The 26,100-nt window shown below is 66.5% G+C and carries 24 protein-coding genes, 1 tRNA gene and 1 pseudogene; 12 read left to right on the forward strand and 14 right to left on the reverse strand.

Annotation, left to right across the window (positions count from 1 at the left end; translation table 11 throughout):
• The first annotated feature begins 57 nt into the window (after nucleotides 1-57).
• The 4 genes from PSEK12I1_RS0115745 to PSEK12I1_RS0115760 all read left to right on the forward strand — a co-directional run bounded on the left by PSEK12I1_RS0115745 (nucleotide 58) and on the right by PSEK12I1_RS0115760 (nucleotide 2,697).
• Nucleotides 58-1,005, forward strand: coding sequence for a LysR family transcriptional regulator (locus PSEK12I1_RS0115745; protein WP_007158516.1), 948 nt, complete (start codon nucleotides 58-60; stop codon nucleotides 1,003-1,005).
• Between the two features lie 161 nt (nucleotides 1,006-1,166).
• A tRNA-Asp gene (locus PSEK12I1_RS0115750) sits at nucleotides 1,167-1,243 on the forward strand.
• A 155-nt stretch (nucleotides 1,244-1,398) separates the two neighbouring features.
• Nucleotides 1,399-1,974, forward strand: coding sequence for a hypothetical protein (locus PSEK12I1_RS0115755; protein ID WP_027602176.1), 576 nt, complete (start codon nucleotides 1,399-1,401; stop codon nucleotides 1,972-1,974).
• Nucleotides 1,975-2,322: 348 nt separating this feature from the next.
• On the forward strand, nucleotides 2,323-2,697 hold the full coding sequence (locus PSEK12I1_RS0115760; protein WP_007158514.1) for a histone-like nucleoid-structuring protein, MvaT/MvaU family: 375 nt from the start codon (nucleotides 2,323-2,325) through the stop codon (nucleotides 2,695-2,697).
• Between the two features lie 304 nt (nucleotides 2,698-3,001).
• Here PSEK12I1_RS0115760 and PSEK12I1_RS0115765 read toward each other — a convergent pair whose 3' ends face one another.
• The 12 genes from PSEK12I1_RS0115765 to PSEK12I1_RS0115820 all read right to left on the reverse strand — a co-directional run bounded on the left by PSEK12I1_RS0115765 (nucleotide 3,002) and on the right by PSEK12I1_RS0115820 (nucleotide 17,217).
• On the reverse strand, nucleotides 3,002-3,691 hold the full coding sequence (locus tag PSEK12I1_RS0115765) for a response regulator (RefSeq protein WP_027599528.1): 690 nt from the start codon (nucleotides 3,689-3,691) through the stop codon (nucleotides 3,002-3,004).
• Between the two features lie 62 nt (nucleotides 3,692-3,753).
• Entirely contained in the window at nucleotides 3,754-6,378 is a 2,625-nt protein-coding gene (locus PSEK12I1_RS0115770; protein WP_027602177.1) for a sensor histidine kinase KdpD, read from the reverse strand.
• The gene (gene kdpC, locus PSEK12I1_RS0115775; RefSeq protein WP_027602178.1) at nucleotides 6,375-6,926 is read right to left on the reverse strand and encodes a potassium-transporting ATPase subunit KdpC; all 552 of its coding nucleotides are present in this window, start codon (nucleotides 6,924-6,926) and stop codon (nucleotides 6,375-6,377) included. The genes PSEK12I1_RS0115770 and kdpC overlap by 4 nt, the downstream gene beginning before the upstream one ends.
• Before the next feature lie 10 nt (nucleotides 6,927-6,936).
• Nucleotides 6,937-8,967 carry a potassium-transporting ATPase subunit KdpB gene (kdpB, locus tag PSEK12I1_RS0115780; protein WP_037007019.1) on the reverse strand — a complete coding sequence of 677 codons (2,031 nt, stop codon included), beginning with the start codon at nucleotides 8,965-8,967 and terminating at the stop codon, nucleotides 6,937-6,939.
• Between the two features lies 1 nt (nucleotide 8,968).
• A complete protein-coding gene (gene kdpA, locus PSEK12I1_RS0115785) occupies nucleotides 8,969-10,666 on the reverse strand; it encodes a potassium-transporting ATPase subunit KdpA (RefSeq protein ID WP_027602180.1) in 1,698 nt (565 codons plus the stop codon).
• Between the two features lie 9 nt (nucleotides 10,667-10,675).
• Nucleotides 10,676-10,765, reverse strand: a complete 90-nt coding sequence (locus tag PSEK12I1_RS24620; RefSeq protein ID WP_017640468.1) for a potassium-transporting ATPase subunit F — start codon at nucleotides 10,763-10,765, stop codon at nucleotides 10,676-10,678.
• Nucleotides 10,766-10,907: 142 nt separating this feature from the next.
• Nucleotides 10,908-11,126 (reverse strand): hypothetical protein, encoded by a 219-nt coding sequence (locus tag PSEK12I1_RS0115795; protein WP_027602181.1) that lies wholly within the window; start codon nucleotides 11,124-11,126, stop codon nucleotides 10,908-10,910.
• Nucleotides 11,127-11,253: 127 nt separating this feature from the next.
• Nucleotides 11,254-12,321, reverse strand: coding sequence for an endo-1,4-beta-xylanase (locus PSEK12I1_RS0115800; RefSeq protein WP_027602182.1), 1,068 nt, complete (start codon nucleotides 12,319-12,321; stop codon nucleotides 11,254-11,256).
• Between the two features lie 44 nt (nucleotides 12,322-12,365).
• Nucleotides 12,366-12,578 (reverse strand): hypothetical protein, encoded by a 213-nt coding sequence (locus PSEK12I1_RS0115805; RefSeq protein WP_027602183.1) that lies wholly within the window; start codon nucleotides 12,576-12,578, stop codon nucleotides 12,366-12,368.
• Nucleotides 12,579-12,817: 239 nt separating this feature from the next.
• The gene (gene acnB, locus PSEK12I1_RS0115810; protein ID WP_027602184.1) at nucleotides 12,818-15,418 is read right to left on the reverse strand and encodes a bifunctional aconitate hydratase 2/2-methylisocitrate dehydratase; all 2,601 of its coding nucleotides are present in this window, start codon (nucleotides 15,416-15,418) and stop codon (nucleotides 12,818-12,820) included.
• Between the two features lie 355 nt (nucleotides 15,419-15,773).
• On the reverse strand, nucleotides 15,774-16,505 hold the full coding sequence (locus PSEK12I1_RS0115815; RefSeq protein WP_027602185.1) for an aspartate/glutamate racemase family protein: 732 nt from the start codon (nucleotides 16,503-16,505) through the stop codon (nucleotides 15,774-15,776).
• Between the two features lie 7 nt (nucleotides 16,506-16,512).
• Nucleotides 16,513-17,217, reverse strand: coding sequence for a GntR family transcriptional regulator (locus PSEK12I1_RS0115820; RefSeq protein ID WP_027602186.1), 705 nt, complete (start codon nucleotides 17,215-17,217; stop codon nucleotides 16,513-16,515).
• A gap of 297 nt (nucleotides 17,218-17,514) precedes the next feature.
• Here PSEK12I1_RS0115820 and PSEK12I1_RS0115825 point away from each other — a divergent pair, with 297 nt between their 5' ends.
• The 3 genes from PSEK12I1_RS0115825 (at nucleotide 17,515) to PSEK12I1_RS0115835 (ending at nucleotide 20,218) form a co-directional block, all read left to right on the forward strand.
• Nucleotides 17,515-18,960 carry an NCS1 family nucleobase:cation symporter-1 gene (locus PSEK12I1_RS0115825; RefSeq protein WP_027602187.1) on the forward strand — a complete coding sequence of 482 codons (1,446 nt, stop codon included), beginning with the start codon at nucleotides 17,515-17,517 and terminating at the stop codon, nucleotides 18,958-18,960.
• Between the two features lie 96 nt (nucleotides 18,961-19,056).
• Nucleotides 19,057-19,533, forward strand: coding sequence for a DUF1289 domain-containing protein (locus PSEK12I1_RS0115830; protein ID WP_027602188.1), 477 nt, complete (start codon nucleotides 19,057-19,059; stop codon nucleotides 19,531-19,533).
• A gap of 73 nt (nucleotides 19,534-19,606) precedes the next feature.
• The gene (locus PSEK12I1_RS0115835) at nucleotides 19,607-20,218 is read left to right on the forward strand and encodes a tRNA-(ms[2]io[6]A)-hydroxylase (protein ID WP_169886934.1); all 612 of its coding nucleotides are present in this window, start codon (nucleotides 19,607-19,609) and stop codon (nucleotides 20,216-20,218) included.
• 6 nt (nucleotides 20,219-20,224) lie between these two features.
• Here the strand turns inward: PSEK12I1_RS0115835 and PSEK12I1_RS0115840 are convergent, their stop codons facing one another.
• Complete coding sequence (locus PSEK12I1_RS0115840; protein ID WP_007158498.1) at nucleotides 20,225-20,917, reverse strand: endonuclease; 693 nt, start codon at nucleotides 20,915-20,917, stop codon at nucleotides 20,225-20,227.
• A 138-nt stretch (nucleotides 20,918-21,055) separates the two neighbouring features.
• Between PSEK12I1_RS0115840 and earP the strand changes: the two are divergent.
• From earP to PSEK12I1_RS0115850, 3 genes and pseudogenes are all read left to right on the forward strand, one after another.
• Nucleotides 21,056-22,183: pseudogene (earP, locus tag PSEK12I1_RS23855) on the forward strand (elongation factor P maturation arginine rhamnosyltransferase EarP); the annotation flags it as partial.
• A 48-nt stretch (nucleotides 22,184-22,231) separates the two neighbouring features.
• The gene (gene efp / locus PSEK12I1_RS24810) at nucleotides 22,232-22,798 is read left to right on the forward strand and encodes an elongation factor P (protein ID WP_007158497.1); all 567 of its coding nucleotides are present in this window, start codon (nucleotides 22,232-22,234) and stop codon (nucleotides 22,796-22,798) included.
• A 123-nt stretch (nucleotides 22,799-22,921) separates the two neighbouring features.
• On the forward strand, nucleotides 22,922-23,662 hold the full coding sequence (locus tag PSEK12I1_RS0115850; RefSeq protein WP_027602189.1) for a sulfite exporter TauE/SafE family protein: 741 nt from the start codon (nucleotides 22,922-22,924) through the stop codon (nucleotides 23,660-23,662).
• Here the strand turns inward: PSEK12I1_RS0115850 and PSEK12I1_RS0115855 are convergent, their stop codons facing one another.
• Nucleotides 23,663-24,514 (reverse strand): LysR substrate-binding domain-containing protein, encoded by an 852-nt coding sequence (locus PSEK12I1_RS0115855; protein WP_027602190.1) that lies wholly within the window; start codon nucleotides 24,512-24,514, stop codon nucleotides 23,663-23,665.
• A gap of 101 nt (nucleotides 24,515-24,615) precedes the next feature.
• Here PSEK12I1_RS0115855 and PSEK12I1_RS0115860 point away from each other — a divergent pair, with 101 nt between their 5' ends.
• Nucleotides 24,616-24,867 carry a DUF1127 domain-containing protein gene (locus PSEK12I1_RS0115860; RefSeq protein WP_027602191.1) on the forward strand — a complete coding sequence of 84 codons (252 nt, stop codon included), beginning with the start codon at nucleotides 24,616-24,618 and terminating at the stop codon, nucleotides 24,865-24,867.
• Between the two features lie 33 nt (nucleotides 24,868-24,900).
• Entirely contained in the window at nucleotides 24,901-26,100 is a 1,200-nt protein-coding gene (locus tag PSEK12I1_RS0115865) for a winged helix-turn-helix domain-containing protein (protein WP_027602192.1), read from the forward strand.

Below are 26,100 nucleotides of genomic sequence, written 5' to 3' on the forward strand. Positions count from 1 at the left end.
CCAGAGCCTTCCCGCCCTGCAGGACCCGCCGCCGCTCGCCCCATCAGGACGCCGTTAATGAACGCTTCTCCTCATGCCCGCGCGCTGTTCAGTCGCCTGCGTTACAAGCACCTGCTGATGCTCGTGACCCTGGCCGGTACCCGCAATCTGCACCGCGCCGCGGAAGCCCTGCACATGTCCCAGCCAGCCACCACGCGGATGCTGCAGGACGTCGAGGAAGCCTTTGGCTGCGCGCTGTTCGAACGCCAGGCGCGCGGCCTGAAGCCCACGGCGCTGGGCGCGGAGATCCTGGAGTTCGCCCGGCGCGCCCTCAATGGCCTGGATCGCTGCGCCGAAGACCTCGATGCGCGGCGCTCCGGTGGCTATGGGCATCTGGCGGTGGGCGCCATCATGGGCGCCTTGCCCGATCTGGTGGTACGGGCCATCGCCGAGAGCAAGGCGCGCCAGCCGGGCCTGCAGCTACGCATCCTCGGCGACACCAGCGACCAGCTCACCGAGCTGCTGGAGCAGGAGCGGATCGATGTGGCCATCGCCCGTTTCACCCAGCCGGCCGATCTCGGTCGCTTCACCTTCGAGCCCCTGGGCAACGAGCACCTGGCGGTGGTGGTGCGCACCGGGCATCCGCTGGCCGGGCGCGCCGCGCCCGATCTGGCCGAACTGGTGGCCGAGTGGCCGTGGATCCTGCAGCCCGAAGCCAGTCCGGCCCGGGTGGCGCTGGAGGCCGCCTTCGCCCGGCGCCAGTTGCCACCTCCCGCGGACGTCATCGAATGCGGCTCGGTGTTCGCCATGCTGCAGCTGGTACAGATCACCGACGCCATCCTGGTGCTGACCGAGGCGGTGGTGCGCGATCACCTGCGTACCGGGCTGATGGTCTCGCTCGACCTGGAGATCACCGAACCCCTGACGCCCTTCGGTATCCTGCTGCGCACGGGGCAGGTACCCAGCGCGGCCCTGGAAGGCTTTCTCGGCCTGCTCAGGCAGCAGGCCGCTGGCGCCGCGGCCTGAACGAGACGGGGGACGCCGCCGGCTGTGCACGGCGAGAAATATTTTCGCTACGCCTGTTGTTTCTTCCCTGATAAATCAGTATCTTAGCGGCCGCTGGTGCAGAGAACCCCGCTGAACAGGTTCTCGGCAAGTGCCAGCAGGATGCCGCAAGGCTTCCATGCGCAGCGGTAGTTCAGTCGGTTAGAATACCGGCCTGTCACGCCGGGGGTCGCGGGTTCGAGTCCCGTCCGCTGCGCCACCTACCACCCGCGAGGCTTGCCTTGCGGGTAACGAAAGAAGCGGCCCTCGTGGCCGCTTTTTTTCGTCCTGCACTTTTGTCGCCAAGTCTTGCCGCCGGGAAACCCCAACGCTTCGTCAGCCTCCAATGGCTATCATCGATGCGCAGGAGCGGCCATGAAGATCGCCTGTCTGGGTTGGGGTTCGTTGATCTGGAAGGCGGCGGAATTGCCGGTCGCTTCGGACTGGTTCGAGGACGGCCCCAGGTTGCCCATCGAATTCGCCCGGGAGGGCGACAGCGGCGAACTGGCCACGGTCATCTGCGAGGGCGTGGCCGAAGTCCAGGTGCTCTGGGCCTATCTCGCGGTAGACACCCTGGTAGAGGCCCGCGAAGCCTTGCGCGAGCGCGAAGGCGTTCCCGTGGAGCAGCCCGACTGCATCGGCAGCTGGCCGAGTGGTCCGCATTCGCCCTTTCAGCCGCGCATCGCCGCCTGGGCCGCGGAGCAGGGCGTCGACGCCGTGGTCTGGACGGCCTTGCCGCCGCGCAGTGGTGGTCTGAATCAGCGCATGCCCACAGCGGCGGAAGCGCTCCACTATCTGCGCACCCTCGATCACGAGCGGCAGGCCCATGCGCGGGACTATATCCGGCGCACGCCCGTGGCCATAGATACCGAATACCGCCGGGTAATAGCCCAGACCTTCAACTGGCAGCCCCTGCCCGAAGCCCAGCCAGACCTAGACGCCTCGGCCTGAGGCGCATGCCAGAGCGTCTAGCCAGGTCCAAGCCCGGAAGTTTTGCCAACTTCTGCATGATTATGCAGTTTAGTTGAGCGTTCTTACTTGGCTGGCTGTTCTTTGATGGCTTCGGTTACTACCGGGTAACTTGCGAAGAGGCCTCGCAAGACCTTGTTGGCGCCAATCCGCGGCCTGGCTTAAGATTTTCTTAATATTCAAACTTGCAGACACAAGAAGTGGCCTCTATTTTTTCAAAAGGATTACTTGTCGCTGGCATCCGGGGCATCAATCCTTTATTGTCGCGTGCAACTTTCGCCTGCGGGCGAAGTTTCCACCCGCTTTTTCAAATAGCCCTCAGGAGTGCCCATGTCCCGTCTCGCCGAATTCCGTGCCGCCGAAGAGCAACTTCGCGCCCAATTGCAGCTGCTCGAAGATCTCAAGCAGGACAGTTCCCTGCAAAAAGAAATCGAATTCGAAAGTAAGCTCCAGGCCCTAATGGATGAATACCACATGAACCTGGGCGATATCATCGGCATCCTGGATCCCAACGCTGCCCCCAAGCACAAGGCGCAGACGCCGCACCCGGAAAAGCCGGCAGGCAAGCGTCGTCCGCGCAGCACCAAGCGTTATCAGCATCCCAAGACCGGCGAAATCATCGAAACCAAGGGCGGCAACCACAAGTTGCTCAAGGCTTGGAAAGCCGAACACGGCGCCGATACCGTGGAAGGCTGGTTGCAGTAACGTCTCGACGGGATTGCAGTCGGTAGCCGTGCAAGGCGAGTCTACCGACTGGAATCTTTTCCCACCGCTGCAGCCTCTTCACCTCGCGCACTTCCGCCCTCTTCAAGTCCTTACCAGGGACGAATATGTTCCAGGCAGCTGCTCTAGCTGCAATCACCCCCGCATTCATCATATCTTTTAGTCGCCTCTAGGCTCATAAGAAAGGCCAGTGCCATTCAGACTTATGCAGAGGGTCTAGGGTGCGCGGATAACGGCGAAGGCGGCTTGTTTCCGCACTGGATAAGCGGCATTCAGCCCAGCAAGGCTAACCTTCGGCGCGCAGGCGATAACCCACGCCGGGCTCCGTGACGATATAGCGCGGTGCTACCGGATCGTCCCCGAACTTCTGTCGGAGATGGCCAATCACGATGCGCAGATAATGACTGTCCTGCGCATGGGTCGGGCCCCAGATATCGATCAGCAATTGCCGCTGGGTCACCACCCGTCCCGGATGTTGGGCGAGGGCGGCCAGCACGGCGTATTCCTTGCGCGTCAGGGCCACTTCGCTGCCGCCCAGTGTGACCCGGCGATAGGCGAAATCCACTTTAAGATCGCCAACCTCCAGCGCCGCCACCTGCTGGCTCGCCGTGGCCGAGGTCTGGCGCAACAGGGCGCGACTGCGTGCCAGGAATTCCTGGATACCGAAGGGCTTGGTCACGTAGTCGTTGGCTCCGGCATCCAGGGCTCGGACCTTCTCGCGCTCGTCCGCCCGCACCGACAGCACCAGCACCGGCACCGCGGACCATTCGCGCAATTCGACCAGCACCTCCTGGCCGTCGCGATCGGGCAGACCCAGGTCGAGGATCACCAGGTCCGGCTGGCCCAACGCCGCCTGGGCCAGGCCTTCGGTGCCGGTGGCGGCTTCGCTGACCTGGTAGCCCTGGGCCGCGAGACTGATGCGCAGGAATTTGCGGATCTGGGGTTCATCGTCGATGACGAGGACGTGAGCGGGCATCTGAACGGGTTCCACACGAGAGGGCGTCATCATAGCCGCTGCGGCTGCCGCATGAGCCAGTCTTATGCCGCCGGAGGAGCGGGCAGCGGCAGGTGCATGCGCATCGTGGTGCCGCGACCGTCCAGGCCGTCTTCCACGCTGACCCGTCCGCCATGGGCGCCAACCATGCCCTGGCAGATCGCCAGACCCAGACCGGTACCCTGGCCACCGCGATCGCCGCGCGCCGCGGTATAGAACATGTCGAAGATCCGCGTGCGATCCTCGGGCGGAATGCCCGGGCCTTCGTCGGCCACGGCCAGCTGCAGTTCATTGCCCTGGCGCAGCAGGCTGATCTCCAGCCGCCCGCCGGGTGCGGAGAAGCGGATGGCGTTCTCCAGTACATTGACGAGCGCCTGTTCGATCAGCGCCGGATGAACCCAGAGCAGCGGCAGACCCGGCTCGATCCGGGTGGCTACCCGCAATCCCGTCAGCAGCGGCTGCAGGCGTTGCAGGGCACTGGCGAGGATGTCGCCGGGGTCGACCCAGTCCCGCGCCAGCTGCAGGCTGCCGTGGCCGAGGCGGGTCATGTCCAGCAGATTCTGGATATAGCGGTCTAGGCGTTCGGCCTCCTGGCGGGTGGCGTCCAGCAACTCCCGGCGATCGCTGGCGGGTATGGCTTCGCCCAGAGTCGCCAGGGCATCGATGGAGCCGCGCATCACCGTCAGCGGTGTGCGCAGGTCGTGGGACACCGAGGCGAGCAGGGCGCTGCGCAGCTGTTCGGTCTCGCCGTGCAGGCGCGCGGCCTCGAGATCCTCGCTGAGGCGGACCCGGGCCAGGGCCTGGGCCAGCGGCTGCGCCAGGCTGGCCAGCTGGCGACGCTCGGCGTGATCCAGCGGCTGGCCGTCGTCACGCCGTACGCCCAGCACGGCCAGGCTGCCGCCCTCGCCGAGCAGCGGCCACCACCACCAGCCGCCGGAGGGCAGGGTATCGGTGCCGCGACCCGCCGGCTTTTCCTGCTTCCAGGCCCATTCGGCGGCGATGCGTTCGTTGTCGGCCAGGTGCAGATCGCCCGGTTGGCTCACCAGCTGCCCCGCCTTTTCCGGCAACAGCAGGCAGACGTGGCGAGTGGCGTCGCCCAATTGCTTGAGGGTGACGCTCGCCACCGCCTGACGATCGCTGGCAGCGCTCAGCTGGCGGGTGAAGTCCAGCAGCGCCAGGGTCTCGCGCTGGGTCCGGCGCAGCGCCTGCAGCTGGCGCCGCTGACGGGCGGCCAGGTCGCCGGTGAGCAGGGCCATCAACAGGAAGAAGGCCAGGGTGAGGACGTCCTGCTCGCGGTTGATGGTCAGCGAGAAGGCCGGCGGGATGAACAGGAAATCGTAGGCGAGAAAGCCCAGCAGGGCGCAGAACAGCGCCGGACCGCGACTGCTGCGTACCGCCACCAGCAGGACGGCGGCCAGAAAGATCAGCGAGATATTGGGCAGTTCCAGCAGTCCCGATAGGCCTTCGGCGATGGCCGCGGCCACGGCGGTCGCCAGGACGGCGGCGCCATAGGGTCCGGGCTTGATGGACCGGCGCGGGCGGGCGGCGGGCGGGGCGTCGCGATCCAGATCGAGGATGGCGATCTCCAGCCCCTGGGCCAGGCGCAGCAGGCGACTCGCCAGACGGCGCCGCAAGCTGAAGCCGCGCGGCCGGCCGCGGCCGATCAGCAGCACGCTGGCGCGCTGGTCGCGGGCATGGCGGACCAGGGCGCGGGCCGGATCGCTGTCGCGCAGGGTCAGCACCTCGCCGCCCAGGCGTTCGGCCAGGCGCTGGCTGGCCTGGAGGTTGGCGCGGGCGGCGTCGTCCAGCGGCTGGCCGGTGTCGACGTGGACCAGGGTCCAGGGCAGGTGGCGCTGGTCGGCGAGGCGACTGGCATGGCGCACCAGGCGCTCCGCCGAAGGTGCGGTGCCGGCGCCGACGATCAGGCGACCCAGTAGCGGCGGGGCGGCCTGGCCCTGCTGGCGGTATCTCAGGGCGAGCGCCGAATCCACCTGGGCGGCGGCGGTGCGCATGGCCAGCTCGCGCAGGGCGGTGAGATTGGTCTGGCTGAAAAAGGCATCGATGGCCGCGCGCGCCTGTTCGGGCACATAGACCTTGCCCTCGCGCAGGCGCTCCAGCAATTCCCGCGGTGGCAGGTCGATGAGCACCAGGTCATCGGCATCGAGCAGTACCTGGTCCGGCACGGTCTCGCGCACCTGGACGCCAGTGATGTCGCGCACCTCGTCATTGAGGCTTTCCAGGTGCTGGACATTGACCGTGGTGTAGACGTTGAGGCCGGCGGCGAGCAGGTCTTCGACGTCCTGCCAGCGCTTGGCATGGCGACTGCCGGGGGCGTTGCTGTGGGCCAGCTCGTCGACCAGCACCAGCTCCGGCGGATCGGCCAGCAGGCCTTCCAGATCCAGTTCGCTGAGCTTGAGGCCGCGGTGCTCGACCCGCCGCAGCGGTTGCTGCGGCAGGCCGGCGAGGAGGGCGGCGGTCTCCCGCCGCCCATGGGTCTCGACGATCCCGGCGCGCACCCGGCGGCCCTGGCGCAGGGCGGTCTGGGCCGCCTGCAGCATGGCGTAGGTCTTGCCCACGCCGGGCGCCGCCCCCAGGAAGACCTTGAGGCGGCCACGGCCTTCGCGGTGTTCGGCGAGCAGCGCTTCGGCGCGCCCGGTGCTGTCGGTCATTTGCTCAGGTCTGCCAGGGCCAGGTTGAGGAGCAGGACATTAACCGTTGCCGGACCGAAGCGCGAGGTGCGCGTCTGTTCGTTCACCAGGGCTTGCAGGCGTTCCGGGGCCAGGCCGCGCGCGGCCGCGACCCGGGCGATCTGATAGCGGGCGCCGGCCGGGGTGAGGTCCGGGTCGAGGCCGCTGGCGGAGGTGGTCACCAGTTCCTGGGGCACCGGGCCCTGGCCGGTCACCTGGACCTCGGGCAGTGCCTTCTCGATCCGCTCGCGCAGCGCCGGTGCCGACTGCGCGAGGTTGCTGGCGCTGCTGGAGACGGTGGCGTAGTCGCCAGCCGAGGGGCGCGGCTGGAACCACTCGGGGCCGCTGAATTTCTGCGCGATCAGGCGTGAGCCGACCACGCTGCCGTCGGCGCGCTGGATCAGGCTGCCGCCGGCCTGGTCGGCGAACAGCACCTGGCCGAGCACCGTCACCAGCAGGGGGTAGGCGCCCCCGGTCAGGGCGCTGAGCAACAGGAGCATCAGCACGGCGGAACGCAATTGCATGAGCATGGCGGTCTCCTCAGACCAGACCCAGGGCGCCGAGCGCCAGGTCGATAGCTTTGATGCCGACGAAGGGCACGACGATGCCGCCCAGCCCATAGATCAGCAGGTTGCGGCGCAACAGGGCGGCGGCGCTGGCGGCCTTGACCCGCACTCCGCGCAGCGCCAGGGGAATCAGCGCGACGATGATCAGGGCGTTGAACACGATGGCCGACAGGATGGCGCTCTGCGGACTGGCCAGGTGCATTACGTTGAGCACGTTCAGCTGCGGATAGATGCCGGCGAACAGCGCGGGCAGGATGGCGAAGTACTTGGCCACGTCGTTGGCCACCGAAAAGGTGGTCAGGGCGCCGCGGGTCACCAGCAACTCCTTGCCCACCTGCACCACGTCGAGCAGCTTGGTGGGGTCGGAATCCAGGTCCACCAGGTTGGCGGCCTCGCGGGCGGCCTGGGTGCCGTCGTTCATCGCCATGCCGACATCGGCCTGGGCCAGCGCCGGGGCGTCGTTGGCGCCGTCACCGCACATGGCCACCAGCTTGCCCTCGGCCTGTTCGCTGCGGATGCGCTCCAGCTTCTTTTCCGGCGTGGCTTCGGCGATGACGTCGTCCACCCCGGCCTCGGCGGCGATGGCGGTGGCGGTCAGGGGGTTGTCGCCGGTCACCATCACGGTGCGGATGCCCAGGGTACGCAGCTCGGCGAAGCGCTCGCGGATGCCCGGCTTGACCACGTCCTTGAGATGGATGGCGCCCAGCAGGCGGCCTTCGCCGCAGACCAGCAGCGGGGTGCCGCCACTCTTGGCGATGGTCTCGATCTCCCGGGCCAATACCTCCGGCAGGTCGGCGCGGGTCTGGCCGAGAAACATCAGCACGGCGTCCACCGCACCCTTGCGATACTCGTGGCCCTGCCAGTCGATGCCCGACAGGCGCGTCTCGGCGCTGAAGGGAATGGGGGTAACCTGGGCGCGCGGCGGCTCTTCCAGCGGATGCAGGTTACGCAGGTACTCCACTATCGAGCGGCCTTCCGGGGTCTCGTCGGCCAGCGAGGCATAGAGGGCTCCCTCGGCCAGGCCCTTGGGCGTGATACCGGGGGTGGCGTACAGGGCGCTGCAACGGCGGTTGCCGAAGGTGATGGTGCCGGTCTTGTCCAGTAGCAGGGTATGGACGTCACCGGCGGCTTCCACGGCGCGCCCCGAGGTGGCGATCACGTTCAGTCGGACCAGGCGATCCATGCCGGCGATACCGATGGCCGAGAGCAGGCCGCCGATGGTGGTGGGGATCAAGGTCACCAGCAGTGCCACCAGGAACAGCAGCGGCAGCTCGCCACCCGCCAGGGCGGCGAAGGGCTGCAGGGTCACCACCACCAGCAGGAAGATCAGCGTCAGGCCGATCAGCAGGATGTCCAGGGCGACCTCGTTGGGGGTCTTCTGCCGCTTGGCGCCTTCCACCAGGGCGATCATGCGGTCCAGGGTCGACTCGCCGGGGTTGGCGGTGATGCGCACCCGGATCCAGTCCGACACCACCCGCGTGTTGCCGGTGACCGCCGAGCGATCGCCACCGGATTCGCGGATCACCGGGGCCGATTCCCCGGTGATGGCCGCCTCGTTGACCGCGGCCACGCCTTCGATGATCTCGCCGTCACCGGGGATCAGTTCGCCGGCTTCCACCCGCACGATCTGGCCCTTGCGCAGCGAGCTGGCCGGCACCATCCGGTGCTCGCCGTTTTCCTCCAAACGGGCGGCGAGATTCTGGCCGATGCCCTTGAGGCTGTCGGCACGCGCCTTGCCACGCCCCTCGGCGAGGGCTTCGGCGAAGTTGGCGAACAGCAGGGTGAACCACAGCCAGAGGGTGATCTGCACCGCCACCCCGGTACTCACGCCATTGTCCGGCGCCAGGCACAGCAGCGTGGAAAACAGCGCGGTGATCTCGACCACGAACATTACCGGCGAGCGGATCTGCTGGCGCGGGTCGAGCTTGACGAAGGCCTGCCGCAGCGCCTGGCGCCACAGGGTGCCGGGGGTAGGAGTGGGCAGGGTGTGGGTCTGGGCATCCATTTCAGCGGACTCCGAACAGTTGCAGATGGTCGGCGATCGGCCCCAGGGCGAGCGTCGGCAGGAAAGTCAGGCCGCCCACCAGCAGCAGGGTGATCACCAGCAGGGTGACGAACAGCGGGCCGTGGGTGGGAAAGCTGTTGGGGCCGAGCGGCACGGGTCGCTTGGCGGCCAGGCTGCCGGCGATGGCCAGGATCGGCACGATGTAGCCGAAGCGACCGATCAGCAGGGCCAGGCTCAGCATCAGGTTGTGGAAGGGGGTGTTGGCGCTGAAGCCGCCAAAGGCCGAGCCGTTGTTGGCCGTGGCCGAGGTGTAGGCATAGAGCAGCTGGCTGAAGCCATGGGGGCCCGTCGCGCCGATCCCGGCCACGCCGGCCGGAACGCTGGCGGCGATGGCGCCCAGCACCAGTACGCCCAGCGGCATGACCAGCAGGGTCGCCACCAGCAGCCGTACCTCGGGGGCTTCCAGCTTCTTGCCCAGGTATTCCGGGGTACGACCCACCATCAGGCCGGCGATGAAGACGGCGATCAGCACATTGAGCAACATGCCGTAGAGGCCGGCGCCGACGCCGCCGAAGATCACCTCGCCGAGCATCATGTTGAACAGGGCGATCAGGCCGGTCAGGGGTGCCAGGCTGTCATGCATGGCGTTCACCGAGCCGTTGGACGCGGCGGTGGTCACCGTCGCCCAGAGCGCCGAGGCGGTACCGCCGAAGCGGGTCTCCAGGCCTTCCAGGGACGCCCCCTGGGTGATCGACAAACCGGCCAGCGCGGGGTTGGCGTGATTCTGGGCGCCGATGGCCACGGCGCCGCCGACCACCAGCAGGCCGAACATGGCGGCGAAGATCGCCCAGCTCTGTCGCCGATCCTTGACGTAGTGGCCAAAGCTGAACACCAGCGCGGCCGGAATCATCAGGATGGCGGACAGCTCCAGCAGATCGCTCAGCGCCGTGGGGTTCTCGAAGGGGTGCGCCGAGTTGACGCCAAAGAAGCCGCCGCCGTTGGTACCCAGCTGCTTGATCGCGATCTGGCTGGCCGCCGGGCCCAGCGGCAGGGTCTGGCTGGCGCCCTGCAGGGTGGTGGCATCGACATAGGCGGCGAAGGTCTGGGGCACGCCCTGCCAGATCAGCAGCAGCGCCAGGGGCACGCACAGCGGCAGCAGCACATAGAAGGTGGCGCGAAACAGATCGACCCAGAAATTGCCGATCTCCTGGGCGCTGCGGCGGGTGATGCCGCGGGCCAGGGCGGCCAGCACGGCGACGCCCACCGCGGCGCTGACGAAGTTCTGCACGCCCAGGCCGACCATCTGGCTGAAGTAGCTCAGCGAGGCTTCGCCGCTGTAGGCCTGCCAGTTGGTGTTGGTGACGAAGCTGATGGCGGTGTTCAGCGCCAGGGTCCATTCCAAGCCGGGCAGGTGCTGCGGATTGAGCGGCAGTTCGCCCTGCAGCAGCAGGATGGCGAACAGCAGGATGATCCCCAGCAGGTTGAACAGCACCAGGGCAATGGCATAGGTGCGCCAGTCCTGGCCACGGCCATCGGTGCCCACCACCTTGAGGGTCAGGCGCTCCAGGGGCCCGCCGACAAAGGTCAGCCAGGTCCGCTCGCCTTCCAGCGCGCGGTAGAAGTAGCGCCCCAGGAAGGGCGCGGGAAGAAAGGTCAGGGCCAGGAAGGCCAGGATCAGGAACGCGGCTTGGCTGTCCATGCCGCCTCCCTAGGACCGGCCGGCGCGCAACAGCGCCGCCAGCAGATAGACGAACAGACCCAGTGCCAGGAGCAGGGCCAGAAGATTCCAGGGGGTCATCGCGAGTTCTCCAGAGACGGCCGTTGCCGCGTGGAGAAATTGTCGGGAGGAGGGGTGTAAAGAAGCGAGGCGGGGAGCGGTGGCGGGGCGTAAAGAAAGCGTTAAATCGGCCCCGCTCGCCAGTGCTGACGGGGCCTTGCGACTATTGCTTGGGCGCGGCCTGCTGTTCTTCCTTGGCCTTCTTGTTGGCCTCGTGGTGCCCGATGGCGCAGCCCGCGGCGGCACCGGCAACGCCGTGACCACCGGCGACATGACCCGCGGCGCCGCCGACCACGGCGCCCTTGACGCAACCGGCGGCGAAGGTGGCTTGGCTGGCGCCGAGCAGCAGAGCAGACAGGGCAAGGGTAGGCAGGAGCTTCATGGTGGCGACCTCTCGTGGGTGCGAAGTAATGTCCTGTAACAATTGACCTGGCGGCGCTCCGGGGGTTCGCTGCCTCGTGCAAATCTTCCGTGGACAAGCCGCATGCCAGAGCCTGCCAGCCGCCAGGCTACGGGTGGGGCGCCTGATGCAGGACGGCCCAGTAGGCTGGTTTCGGCCGTTGGTGGCGGTCGAATAGCAGCGGCTGGTCGTCTCCCGGTACGCCGGGCGGGTTGTTCAGATAGCTGTGGTCGTCGGCCACGCCCCACCAGGTCACGGCGCTCACCTCGGGGTGCCTCAGGACCATGGCCATGAAGTCGCGATAGCGTTCGGCCTGAAGGTCCAGCCGCTGCGGCAGACCGAGTACGGGGTGGTAGTCGTGGTGCTGATAGAGACTCATGTCCAGCTCGGTGATCTGGTTTTCCATCCCCAGCTTGGCGAAGGTGGTGAGCGACTGATCGATGGCCGCCAGCGCTGGCCAGTAGATACTGATATGGGTCTGGTGGCCGATGCCCTGCACCGGCACCCCCTCGGCCAGCAGGCCCTTGACCACCCGCGCCAGGCAGTCGCGCTTGGCGGGCTCGTGGGTGTTGAATTCGTTGATGAACAGGCGCGCCTGGGGATCGGCGGCATGGGCGGCGCGAAAGGCCTCGGCCAGATAGTCCGGACCGACCACCTGCAGCCAGCGATCGTCACGCAGGCAACTGGGCTGGTTGGGGTCTATGGCCTCGTTGACCACGTCCCAGGCATAGACTCGCCCGCGGTAGTGGCCGACCACCGTGGCGATATGCGCTCGCAGGCGCTGCAGCACCTGCTCCCGGGTGGCCGGCTGCCCATCGGCACCCCGCCAGAACCAGTCCGGGGTGTGGCTGCCCCAGAGCAGGGTATGGCCGCGCACCGCCAAGCCGTGCTGCTCGGCGAAGGCGACGATGGCATCGGCCGGCCCGAAGACATAGCGGTCTTCCTGCGGATGGATGCGCAAGGGCTTCATGGCGTTCTCGGCCACCAGGCTGCCGAATTGCTGCGCCAGCAGCGCCCCGTCGGGGCCCGCGAGCTGATCGGGTTCGATGGCGGCGCCGATCTTCAGGCGCCCGCCATAGGCCGCCGCCAGGGAGCGGGTAGCGATCGGCTCCGCGGCCAGGGTAGCGGCACTCCAGAGACCCAGAGACACCAGCAGGGCGAGCAGAGCGCGCGGCATCGGGATGACCTCCAAGCAATCGGTAGTAGGTGGCGGACGGCCGTTCAGCCATGGGTGTGCGGCGACTCCTCCTTGGCCTTGGCCGCCAGATGGTGGCCGATGACGCACCCGGCCACCGCACCGGCGATGGCATGGTGACCGGCGACATGCCCGGCCACCCCGCCGACCACGGCACCCTTGATACAACCCGCCGCCAGGCTTACCTGGCTGAGGGCGAGCAGGAAAAATGACAGGATGATGACCGCAAGACGTTTCATGGCAGGTACCCGAGGCGTGCTGGAGCGCCGAAGGTAACGGCACCCGGGTTAACAGGCGCTTAAGACCAGCGCCTATGCCGCTGCCCGCGTAGCGTGGAAAACGGCGCAGCCTTTTCCACCGACAGCCATCAAGGCCTCTCCCGACGGCTACGTGGACAAGCTTCGCGTTGTCGACCCTACGGCGAAATCCCCATAAAAAAACCGCCCCGAGGGGCGGTTTTTCAGTACCGAACGCTACGTCAGACTTCGACGGCGGCGATGCGGGCCTTTTCCGCGCTTTCACGGAATTCGGCGATCTGATCGAAGCTCAGGTAGCGGTAGACGTCCGCGGCCATGCTGTCGATGCTCTTCGCGTATTCCATGTACTCCTCGACGGTGGGCAGCTTGCCCAGGATCGAGGCCACCGCTGCCAGCTCCGCCGACGCCAGGTAGACGTTGGCGCCGTCGCCCAGACGGTTGGGGAAGTTGCGGGTGGAGGTGGAGACCACGGTGGCGTTGGCGGCCACGCGGGCCTGGTTGCCCATGCACAGCGAGCAGCCCGGCATTTCCATGCGCGCACCGGCCTTGCCGTAGATGCCGTAGTAGCCTTCCTCGGTCAGCTGGTGCTGGTCCATCTTGGTCGGCGGCGACAGCCACAGGCGGGTCGGGATCGAACCCTTGACCTTGTCCAGCAGCTTGCCGGCGGCGCGGAAGTGACCGATGTTGGTCATGCAGGAACCGATGAACACCTCGTCGATCTTGTCGCCGGCCACCTGGGACAGAAGGCGGGCGTCGTCCGGATCGTTCGGGGCGCACAGCACCGGCTCGTTGACCTCGGACAGGTCGATCTCGATGACTTCGCTGTATTCGGCGTCGGCATCGGCGGCGAGCAGTTCCGGGTTGGCGATCCAGGCTTCCATGGCGCGCGCGCGGCGCTCCAGGGTGCGCGGGTCACCGTAGCCTTCCTCGATCATCCAGCGCAGCAGGGTGATGTTGGACTGCAGGTACTCGGTGATCGACTCGGGCGACAGCTTGATGGTGCAACCGGCGGCGGAACGCTCGGCGGAGGCATCGGACAGCTCGAACGCCTGCTCCACGGTCAGGTCTTCCAGGCCTTCGATCTCGAGGATGCGGCCGGAGAAGATGTTCTTCTTGCCCTTCTTCTCGACGGTCAGCAGGCCCTTCTGGATGGCGTAGTAGGGGATGGCATGCACCAGGTCGCGCAGGGTGATCCCGGGCTGCATCTTGCCCTTGAAGCGCACCAGGACCGACTCCGGCATGTCCAGCGGCATGACGCCGGTGGCCGCGGCGAAGGCCACCAGGCCGGAACCGGCCGGGAAGGAAATGCCGATCGGGAAGCGGGTGTGGGAATCGCCACCGGTGCCGACGGTGTCGGGCAGCAGCATGCGGTTCAGCCAGCTGTGGATGATGCCGTCGCCCGGACGCAGGGACACGCCGCCACGGGTACGGATGAAATCCGGCAGGGTGTGGTGGGTCTTGACGTCGATGGGCTTGGGATAGGCCGCGGTGTGGCAGAAGGACTGCATCACCAGGTCCGCGGAGAAGCCCAGGCAGGCCAGGTCCTTCAGTTCGTCACGGGTCATCGGACCGGTGGTGTCCTGGGAGCCGACGGTGGTCATCTTCGGCTCGCAGTAGGTGCCGGGACGTACGCCCGCGACGCCACAGGCCTTGCCGACCATCTTCTGTGCCAGGGTGTAGCCCTTGCTGCTTTCGGCCGGCTGGTCCGGCTTGTTGAACAGGTCGGACGGGCCCATGCCCAGTTCGGCACGCGCTTTTTCAGTCAGGCCACGGCCGACGATCAGCGGGATACGGCCGCCGGCGCGGACTTCGTCCAGCAGCACGGGGGTCTTGAGTTCGAAGGTGGCGAGCACCTCGTCGCTGCCGTGGCGGGTGACCTTGCCGGCTTTCGGATAGACGTCGATGACGTCGCCCATTTCCAGTTCCGACACGTCGAATTCGATCGGCAGGGCGCCGGCGTCTTCCATGGTGTTGTAGAAGATCGGGGCGATCTTGGAGCCGAAGCAGAAACCACCGGCGCGCTTGTTGGGCACGTAGGGGATGTCGTCGCCAAAGAACCACAGCACCGAGTTGGTGGCGGACTTACGGGACGAACCGGTACCGACCACATCACCTACATAGGCGACCGGGAAGCCCTTGGCACGCACTTCCTCGATCTGCTTCAGCGGACCGATGCTGCCTTGTTGCTCGGGCACGATGCCGTCGCGAGCCATCTTCAGCATGGCCAGGGCGTGCAGCGGGATGTCCGGACGCGACCAGGCGTCAGGCGCAGGAGAGAGGTCGTCGGTGTTGGTTTCGCCCGGCACCTTGAACACGGTCAGGGTGTACTTCTCGGCGATTTCCGGACGCTTCTTGTACCACTCGCCCTCGGCCCAGGACTGCATGACGGCCTTGGCGTGGGTATTGCCCGCCTTGGCCTTCTCGGCCACGTCGTGGAAGGCGTCGAACATCAGCAGCGTGTGCTTGAGTTGTTCGGCGGCCACGGCGCCCAGTTCGGCGTCGTCCAGCAGCTCGACCAGGGTGGCGATGTTGTAGCCGCCCTGCATGGTGCCCAGCAGCTCGGTGGCGCGCTGCTTGGAGATCAGCGGGGACTGGGCTTCGCCCTTGGCGATGGCGGAGAGGAAACCGGCCTTGACGTAGGCGGCTTCGTCGACGCCCGGCGGCACGCGGTTGGTAACGAGGTCGACGAGGAATTCTTCTTCGCCGGCCGGGGGATTCTTCAGCAGTTCGACCAGACCGGCCGTTTGCTCGGCGTTCAGCGGCTGGGGCACGATGCCCTGGGCGGCACGCTCTTCTACGTGTTTACGATAGGCTTCAAGCACAGGTTGACCCTCATCAGTGGTCCAATATTGCGTCCGGGGGCTGGCGCCCCGAAATGTATCCGGCAGGGTAAGACGGGGGAGGCTGCGGGCAGGACCGCCGTCGCGCCGGACGCATTCCGCTGGAAGCTGTTTTCAAAGTTTTACGCCGGCTGCTGGAGAGCTGATCGGCAGCAGGGCGGTTGATGAGGCCGCCGCTGCCGGATCGCCGGATACTTTGCTCGTGACGCTTTGAAAACAGCTTCGTATCGGACATTGCGCCTATAAGGCTGCCTAATTCTACGCCAAGCCTCGAGCGAAGTTAAGCGCCGCGTTGTCGCATCGCTGCGTCGGCTGTTTAGACCTTGGCCGCAGGCTGCTACCGGCCCAGGTGCGCGAAGCGTCCGCTGAAGGGTTTGGCGATGGGGTAGGCCAGGTCACCGTGTTTGCTGGTGCCCAGGCCCAGGTCGACCAGGGATTCGGCCAGCTTGACCGCGGCGCTGACGCCTTCGATCACCGGAATGCCGATGGCTTCGCTCAGGGCCTCGCGCAGATCGGCCATGCCGCCACAGCCGAGCACGATGGCGCCGGCGCCTTCCTCGTCACGGGCGCGGCGGCCCTCGGCGGCGATCAGTTCGATCAGGCTGTCGTCGGCGGCTTCCAGGGCCAGCACCGGCAGGTCGATGCAGCGCACCGAGGTGCACAGCTCGGCGAAGCCGTAACGCTGCAGCAGGTGCTCGGCGATGATGCGCGTGCGGGTGAGGGTGGTCACCACCGCGAAGCGGGTGGCCAGCAGGCTGGCCAGGTGAAAGCCGGCCTCGGCGATGCCCAGTACCGGCCCCTGGGCCATTTCCCGCGCGGCCAGCAGGCCCGGATCGCCAAAGCAGGCGATGACGTGGGCCACGCAGCCTGCCTCGACGCCCTTGCGCATCTCTTCGATCACCCCGACCGCGGCCACGGCCTCGTCGTAGTGACTTTCGATGGACACCGGACCGGCGTCCGGATTGCTGGCGAGAATGGTGGTGCCCGGTCGGGCGATGGCCTGGGCCGCGCGACCGATCTTGGCGGTCATGCTGGCGCTGGTGTTGGGATTGATGACCTGAATCTGCATGGGAGCCTCAGCTGCGTTTGAAGATGCTGCGGAAATCGGGCTCGGCGGCCGTGGGCCGGTCGATCCGGAGGGATTCGCGGATGAGGCGCAGGTGCTGCGCCATCCACTCGCTGGCGGCCGTGCCGTCGCCGCGGGCGAGCAGGTCCAGCAGGTCTTCGTGCTGACCGCAATCGCAGCCCAGGCTGTGCCGCGAGCCATAGATGGCGATCAGCAGCGAAGAGCGACTGGCCAATTGGGCGACCTGTTCGGTCAGCACCTGATTGTCGGCCAGGGCGGCGAGTTCGACGTGAAAGCGCGCGGACAACTGGATCGCCAGGCTGTGGCGGCCGCCATGCTGCGCTTCGTGCTCTTCGAGGCACAGTTGCCGCAGGGGCGTGAGCTGGGCGCTGTCGCCGCGGGCGGCCACCAGGGGCATCAGCGCCGGTTCGATCAGTTGGCGCGCAGCGAGGATGTCCTGGGCCTCCTTGGCGCTGGGTTGGGCGACCTGGGCGCCGCGATTGGCGCGCAGGGTCACCAGCCGCTCTAGGGCCAACCGCTGCAGCACCTTGCGAATGCCGGTGCGGCTGATGCCGAAGGTTTCCGCCAGGGTGTCTTCCGGCAGCCGGGTGCCCGGGGTCAGACGATGCTCGACGATGGCTTCGAGAATGTCCTGGTAGATCCGTTCGTCCCGGGGCGAGGCGGCAACGGCGAGCGGCGAGGGTACTGCACTCATGGGCTGACTCCGGCGATTTGCCTGAATTGTATACAAAGTCTCGGGCGACGACGATGGGCGAATGCGTTCCGCCTCGTGCGCCAAGGTAGCGCCTGTCTGCCACCAAACGCCCCAGAGAAGTGCATCTGCGGTAACGCCTGCAGGCCTGGGTTAGAGCCTCTTTTCCTCAAAATTCTCTATCGAGCCAGGAGGTTAAGGACATTTTTCGGTAGCTGGCACGTTCTCTGCCTGGTGGATTGTATACAAAACAAGGCGGGCGCCGTATGCAGGTGCCCGCCACCACGGAGGAGGCGATTAATGAACCAGCAGATTCCCCCGGGCTACAGCCCGCGCCTGTACAACGAAGACCTCGGCCCGGTCGAGCAGAAATGGAGCTGGTACAACATCTTTGCCTTCTGGATGAGCGACGTGCACAGCGTTGGCGGCTATGTCTTCGCCGCCAGCCTGTTCGCCCTGGGGCTGGCCAGTTGGCAGGTACTGATCGCGCTGCTGGTGGGGATCTGCATCGTGCAGGTGGTCGCCAATCTGGTCGCCCGGCCCAGCCAGCAGGCCGGCGTTCCCTATCCGGTCATCTGCCGGCTGGCCTTCGGCGTCTTCGGCGCGAACATTCCGGCGGTGATCCGTGGCCTGATCGCGGTCGCCTGGTACGGCATCCAGACCTACCTGGCCTCCAGCGCCCTGGTCATCGTGGTGCTGCGCTTCTTTCCCGCGCTGGCGGTCTATGGCGACAGCAGCTTCCTGGGTCTTTCCTATATGGGCTGGGGCGGCTTCCTCACCCTCTGGTTCCTGCAGGCCTGCGTCTTCTGGGCGGGCATGGAGTCCATCCGCCGCTTCATCGACTGGGCCGGCCCTGCCGTCTATGCGGTGATGTTCCTGCTCGCCGCCTGGATCGTCTGGCGCGCCGGCTGGAGCAACATCAGCTTCACCCTGGCGGAAAAGCAGCTGACCGGCTGGGCGGCCTTTGGCCAGGTGATCGTCGCCATCGCTCTGGTGGTGTCCTATTTCTCCGGGCCCACGCTTAATTTCGGTGACTTCAGTCGCTACTGCCGCTCCATGCAGGATGTCCGGCGCGGCAATTTCTGGGGCCTGCCGATCAACTTCCTTGCCTTTTCCCTGGTCACCGTGGTGATCGTATCCGGCACCCTGCCGGTATTCGGCGAGATGATCCACGACCCCATCGCCACCGTGGCCCGCATCGACAACACCACCGCGGTGCTGCTGGGCGCCTTCACCTTCGTGACCGCCACCATCGGCATCAACATCGTCGCCAACTTCGTCTCGCCGGCCTTCGACTTCGCCAACGTGGCGCCAAGCAAGATCAGCTGGCGCGCCGGCGGCATGATCGCGGCCGTGGCGTCGATCTTCATCACCCCCTGGAACCTGTTCAACAACCCCGAGGTGATCCACTACACCCTGGATGTCCTGGCCGCCTGCATCGGCCCGCTGTTCGGCATCCTGCTGGTGGACTACTACCTGCTGCGCAAGGGCCGGATCGACGTCGATGCCCTGTTCGACGATTCCCCGCAGGGTGCCTACTGGTACAGCGGTGGCGTCAACTGGGTCGCGGTCCAGGCGCTGGTGGCCGCGGCCCTGATCGGGTTGTGCTTCACCTTCGTGCCCTGGTTCAAGCCGATCGCCAACTTCGCCTGGTTCACCGGCTGCTTCCTCGGCGGGCTGTTCTTCTATGCCCTGAGCCGGCGCAGCGCCAGCCCGCTGCCGAGCCGCGGCGTCGCCGCGGTGTGATTTGACCTGAGGTTCTGCACGACCGGCGCGGGCCACCCGCGCCGGTCGTTGCCGTTTCCGGCTAGACTAGGCGTTTTGCTCCAAGGCTTGCCGCCCATGCCCGCTCCTGTCATCAAGACGCCCTGCGTCGGCCTGTGCTCGACGATGTTCGGCGACCACGTCTGCCGTGGTTGCAAGAGATTCCACCACGAGGTGGTGAACTGGAATCTCTACGGCGAAGAGGAGCGTCGCGCCGTCTGGGCGCGCCTGGAGCTGCTGCTGGTGCAGGTGGTGTCGGCCAAGGTCGATGTCTTCGATGCTGCGCTGTTGCGCCAGCAGTTGCAGCAGCGCAGCATCCGCTTCCGGCCGGATCAGTCCGAGTATTGCTGGGCCTATCAGTTGCTGGCCCGGGGTGCGCGCCATATCCAGCAGCTGGACGCCTATGGGGTGCGCCTCTTGCCGGAATTTCGCGAGCGCCCGCTGGCCGAATTGCGCGACGCCATCGACCGGGAATTCTTTCTGCTCTCCGAAGCCCACTACGACCGCTACATCGCCCCGCGCTTCCTGCTCGAAGGGGTCGACAGCCGCGTCTGAGCGTCAGCAGGCGAGCGGCGCTGCCCAGGCGCGCGCCTTTCTCTATAATGCGCGGCTTTTGCACGGGATTACGCTGATGTCCTTGCCCGAGATGAACGAATTCCTCGGTTGCCGTACGCCGGATGCCTGGGTCGAGGCCGCGCTGCAGGATCTGCCGACGCTGCTGCAGGACCACGCCAACAACGAGAAGAAGGCCGCCGGCGCCGCCTTTCACTACCTGTTCACCTATTCCAATCGCGCCGAACTGTCCTGGAAGATGTCGCGCATCGCCCGCGAAGAGTTGCGCCACTTCGAACAGGTGCTGCAGATCATGAAGCGCCGCGGCATCGAGCATCGCAACGTCAGCTCGGCACGCTATGCCGGCGCCCTGCGCAAGCTCTGCCGCAACCATGAGCCGCTGAAGCTGACCGACAGCCTGGTGATCGGTGCCTTCATCGAATGCCGCTCCTGCGAGCGCTTCGGTGCGGTGGCGCCCCATCTGGACGCGGAGCTGGGCAAGTTCTACAGCGGCCTGTTGGCCTCCGAAGCCCGGCATTTCCAGGACTATCTCAAGCTCGCCTACCTCTATGGCGAGCGCGACGACGTCGACGCCAAGATCGCCGAGGTCCGCGCCCTGGAAGTGGAGCTGATCACCTCCAGCGATGGCGAGCTGAGATTCCACAGCGGTATTCCAACCGCTGCCTGAGTCGCGCTACTTGCAGGCCTTGGTCTGGCCCACGTAGGGATTGCCATGGCCCATGATGCAGGCCAGGCGCTGATTGCGCTGGCGCTCCCAGGCCTCGGGCGGGTACTGCTTGGTCCAGGCGGTGTAGAGCTGGCTGTCCTGCTTGGACAGCCGCAGGCCGTAGCGATCGCTCATGTAGAAGTAGGTGCGGGCGACCATGCCGCGGATCTCCGGACGCGGCATGGCGGTCTTGGCCTTGAAGTCCACCACCATCTGGCAGGCGCCGTACTGGCTGGGTTTCTGCGGCAGCCAGCCAAAGGCGAAGTTGCTGCGATCGCCATTGACCTCGCCGACCACCGGCACCAGGTTGAAGAGATCGGCCTCGGCCTTCTGGTACACCGGATCGCTGGCCGTGCAGTTCTTACGCCCGCCTTTCTGCCAGCACTGACGCTGGTGACCGATCACCCACGCTGGCACGATGTGTTCCCACTCGATGCGGCTGGCGCGCTGGGCGCTCTTGCGCGGGACGTAGCCGCAGCTCTTCAGATCCACGGTCTTGCCGCTGTAGTGGCAGCCGCAATAGAAGTCCACGCCCTGCTTGGCATAGACCTTGGTCGCGACCACCTTGGCTTCGCTGAAGGTGCGGGGCGGCTGGGGTGTCGCCAGGGCGCTCAGGGAAGCCAGGCTCAGGCAGAACAGCAGGGCGGGGCGCAACGACATGGAGAATCCGTCCGAAAAAGCGCGGATACTACCGACCCGCCTGGGGGCGCGGTGTGACTGGGTTCACTGGAATCTGCCGCGCATCACCCGCTGGCTGAAGCGAAACACGATTCGATATCAATGACTTAGAGGTATGGCATGGCAGCCTGGGACATCTTCTGCACTGTGGTGGACAACTATGGGGACGCGGGTATCACCTGGCGTCTGGCCCATCAGCTGGTCGCCGAGCATGGACAGCAGGTCCGCCTCTGGATCGACGACCTCTATCCCCTGGCGCGGATCCAGCCGGGGGTCGATAGCACGGCCGAGCAGCAGTGGCATCGCGGGGTCGAGGTACGCCTCTGGCATGCCGACTGGACGCCGGCCGAGCCGGGCGACGTGGTGGTGGAAGCTTTCGCCTGCCAGTTGCCGGAAGGCTTCATCACCGCCATGGCGGGGCGCGCCGAGCGACCGCTCTGGCTCAATCTGGAATACCTGAGCGCCGAGGAGTGGATCGAAGGCTGTCATGCTCTGCCGTCGCTGCAGCCCACCGGGCTGAACAAGTACTTCTTCTTTCCCGGCTTTACCGCCAAGGTCGGCGGTTTGCTGCGCGAGCGCGACCTGCTCGAGCAGCGGGACGGCTTCCAGCAGGCGGTCGCGACGCGGGACGATTTTCTTGCCGGGTTGGGCGTCCGCCGGCAGCCGGGCGAGCGCCTGTTCTCGCTGTTCGCCTACGAGAATCCGGCGCTGATCGACTGGCTCGATGCCCTGAGCGCCGCTAACCGGCCGACCTGCCTGCTGGTGCCGGAGGGGCGGGTGCTGGCCAACGTCGCCGCCTGGCTGGGCGTCGACTGGCTCAAGGCCGGCGACAGCCACGGCCGTGGCGCGCTGCGGGTGCAGGTGCTGCCCTTCGTCTCCCAGCAGCAATACGACCGCCTGCTGTGGTGCTGCGACTTCAATGCCATCCGCGGCGAGGACTCCTTCGTCCGCGCGCAGTGGGCGGCGCATCCCTTCGTCTGGCACATCTATCCGCAGGAAGAGGACGCCCACTTCGTCAAGCTCGAGGCCTTCCTGGCGCGCTATGTGGCGTCCGGGACTCCTGAACTGGGCGCGGCGGTCAGTGCCCTGTGGCTGGCCTGGAACGGTCGTGGCGACCTGGCTGCGGCCTGGTCGGCGCTGGATACGCAGGTCGAAAACTGGCGTCTGCTGGCGCGTGACTGGAGCGATCGGATGGCTTCTCACAGCGATCTTGCCGCCAGCCTGGTGCATTTCCATACAGATTGGCTATCATATGGCGCCTCGAAATCCCGTTCTTCCATCCATACGGATAACCGCATGAAAACCGCACAAGAGTTCCGTGCCGGCCAAGTGGCCATGATCGATAACGCTCCCTGGGTCATCCAGAAAGCTGAATACAACAAGTCCGGCCGTAACGCTGCAGTGGTCAAGATGAAGCTGAAGAGCCTGCTCTCCGGCAGCGCGACCGAGACCGTCTTCCGCGCCGACGACAAGCTCGAGCCGGTGATTCTGGATCGCAAGGAAGTAACCTATTCCTACTTCGCCGATCCCCTGTACGTCTTCGTCGACGCCGACTACAACCAGTACGAAGTGGAGAAGGACGACCTGGGCGAAGCCATCGCCTTCATCGAAGACGGCATGACCGACGTCTGCGAAGCGGTGTTCTACAACGACCGCGTCATCTCCATCGAACTGCCCACCACCATCGTGCGCCAGATCGCCTACACCGAGCCGGCCGTTCGCGGCGACACCTCGGGCAAGGTCATGAAGACCGCTCGCCTGAACAACGGCTACGAGCTGAAGGTCTCCGAGTTCTGCGATATCGGTGACCACATCGAGATCGACACCCGTACCAACGAGTACAAGTCGCGCGCCAAGGTCTAAACCAGGCGTCTCGACCAGAAAGCCCGGCTTGCCGGGCTTTTTGCTGTCTGGGCTTTCGCCGCAGGCCGGCCTGGCCGGTCTCTCCAAATCCGTTCGCCGCTGGATAGAATTGCCGTGGAATCGCTGTTTACCTTGTTGATCGATGTCGTCCTCGGGGCGGTGCTGGGTGTGGTGGGTGGGCTGTTCGGCATCGGCGGTGGCCTCATCGCCATTCCGGTGCTGGCGCTGCTGTTCGGCCTCGACCAGCAACTGGCCCAGGGCACCGCTCTGGTGATGGTGGTGCCCAACGTGCTGCTGTCGGTCTACAAGTACAACCAGCGCAACCGCATTGATTGGCAGCGCGCCGCCTTGCTAGCGGGCGCGGGCATGGTCTCGGCCCTGGTGGGCACGGCACTGGCGGTCTCCCTGGACGCCCGCTCCATGCGCCACGGCTTCGTCGGCTTCCTGCTGCTCCTTGTGCTCTACAACCTCTGGCAACTCTATCGCCGTGGCCAGCCACCGCTGACCACGCCGAGCCGTCTGGGCCTTGGCGTGCTGGGGCTGGTGGCGGGACTGGTCGGTGGGCTGTTCGGCGTCGGCGGGGCGGTGATCGCCACGCCCATCCTGGCGGGCGTGATGGGGCTGACCCAGGTCGCGGCCCAGGGCATGTCCCTGGCCATGGCGTTGCCCACCACGGGCGTCACCCTGGCCAGCTATGCCTGGCATGGCGAAGTGGATTGGAGCGTCGGCATTCCCCTGGCCATCGGCGGCCTGCTCAGCGTCAGCTGGGGCGTGAAGCTGGCCCACCAGTTGCCCGAACGGCTGCTGCGTCTGCTGTTCTGCGGTTTTCTGCTGCTCTGCGCGGTGCTACTGGCGCTGCGCTGACTACTGCCGAAAGCCGTCGGCGATATGCTCGGCGAGGGTGTCGATGATCGGCGAGGCGCTGCGTGGATTACGCAGCAGTTCGATGGAACAGGAGGGCAGGTCGGGCATGCCGTCGGCTTCTCCCAGCCGGCGCAATTCGCTCGGCAGCAGGCTCTCCAGCTGCGCGGTGACCGCCAGGCCTGCCTTGACGATGCCCAGCAGCGCGGCAAGGCTGGGGCTGCTGTAGGCCAGGCGATAGCCACGGTCGCGATTGTCCAGGGCGCGGCGGGCCCATTCGCTGAGAAAGCAGGAGGTATTGAACATCGCCAGCGGCAGCGGATCGCGCTGGTGAATGTCGAACCCGGGTGCCTCGGCCCAGACGAAGCGTTCCCGCCGCAACGGCAGACCGATCTCGTTGCCCGGTTCGCGGGTAACGATGGTCAGATCCAGATCCTGGCGCTGCAGCAGACCCGCGGTGGGCTCGCAGTGGACATCCACCTGCACCAGCGGGTAGGCCTTGGCGAAGCCCGCAAGGATGCCCGGAATGAACCTCATGACGTAGTCGTCAGGGGTGCCGATGCGCACCGTCCCCACCATGTGCGGCTCGCGCAGGGTGGTCATCACCTCCCCATGCAGCTTGAGGATCCGCCGAGCGAAGCCCAGCAGGACCTGGCCTTCCGCGGTCAGACGCACCTGGCGGCCGTCACGCTCGAACAGTCGCCGCTGCAGCACGTCCTCTTCCAGCTTGCGCATCTGCATGCTCACCGCCGACTGGGTGCGGTTGACCACCTCGGCCGCGCGGGTGAAGCCGCCCTGATCGGCGATGGCGACAAAGGTGCGCAGCAGATCGGTCTCTATGCTGGGGTAGTTCATGGCATCAGCTCGGTGAATGGATCGCATCAGAAAGATTCGTTGGATTGATGTTAAGCCGGCTTCCAGACTTGAGCCATACCCTCTGGAGAAGGAGATGCACCATGGCTCAGCTCATAGCTCACCGAGATTCGTCCGGGCGTTCCCCTGGTGTTGCGGGCGTCACCTCTCGTCTGCGGCAGGTCTGGGCCTGGTTGCGGCGGGCGATAGAGCTTTCCCGCCAACGCCGAGCGCTCTATCGGCTGGATGAAAACGCGCTGCACGACCTCGGCCTGAGTCGCGCCGATGCCTGGCAGGAGGCCGACAAGCCGTTCTGGCAGCAGCCCGCGGAGGAGCGCCGCCGCCGATCCTGCTAGGGTGAAAGATCCCTTCCTCTTTCAGGAGCTCGGATGGACAGCCTTTCCCTGCGCGAGGCCCGGCGTCTGGCCTTGCGCGCCCAGGGTTTCGGTAATCAACCCAAGGGTGGCGCGGGTCCCGCCGCCCTGTATCGCCAGGCCGCACGCCTGAACGTGCTGCAGATCGATTCGGTCAATGCGCTGGTGCGCTCCCATTACCTGCCGCTGTTCAGCCGTCTCGGCCACTATGCCTTCGCCGATTTCGATGCCCTGGCCTGGGGCCAGGGGCGCAAGCGCCAGCTCTATGAATGCTGGGCCCACGAGGCTTCGCTGGTGCCGGCCGAGGTCTGGGCCGAGCTGCGCTGGCGGCGCGATCAGGCGCGCCAGGGCATCGGCATCTATCGGCAGCTGGCGCGTTTCGCCGTCGAACAGCCGCAGGTCGTCGCCCAGACCCTGGAGGCGGTGGTGCAGCGCGGTGCCCTGGGCGCCGGCAGCCTGGCCAAGCGGGTCGAGCAGGCCGGTCCCTGGTGGGACTGGAGTCCGGGCAAGCTGGCGCTGGAGTGGCTGTTCGCCGCCGGTGAGGTGACGGTGGCCGGGCGGCGCGGCTTCGAGCGCCTCTATGACCTGCCCGAGCGGGTGCTTCCGGCGGAGATCCTCGCGGCGCCGGCTGTTGCGCCCGAAGCCGCCCGCCGCGCCTTGCTCCTTCGCAGCGCCCGTGCCCTGGGCGTGGCGAGCGAGGTCCAGCTGCGTGACTATTTCCGTCTCAGTCCGGCCGAAGCCCGCCAGGGCCTCGCCGAATTGCTGGAGGAGGGCAGTCTGCAGTCCCTCCAGGTGCAGGGCTGGTCGAAGCCGGCCTATGTCGCCGAGACACCCAGTCACGGGCGCCCCGTGCGCGCCGCGGCGTTGCTGTCGCCCTTCGATTCGCTGGTCTGGGAGCGTGAGCGCACCGAGCAGCTGTTCGGCTTTCGCTATCGACTGGAGATCTACACGCCGGCGTCCAAGCGGGTCTATGGCTACTATGTGCTGCCCTTTCTCTACCGGGAGCGGCTGGCGGCGCGGGTGGATCTGCGCGCTGAGCGGGCGCAGTCACGGCTGGCGGTGCATGCCGTGCATCTGGAGGCGGCGGGGCTGGATGACGAGGGGCTGGACGCCCTGGCGGGGCAGTTGCGTGCCCTGGCCGACTGGCTCGGTCTCGCCGACCTGCAGTTGCACGGGCCGGCGGACGTCTTGCGCGAGGCGGTGGCGCGGCACTAG

This window comes from Pseudomonas sp. MOIL14HWK12:I1, assembly GCF_000510705.1.
Classification (GTDB): Bacteria; Pseudomonadota; Gammaproteobacteria; order Pseudomonadales; family Pseudomonadaceae; genus Chryseomonas; species Chryseomonas oryzihabitans.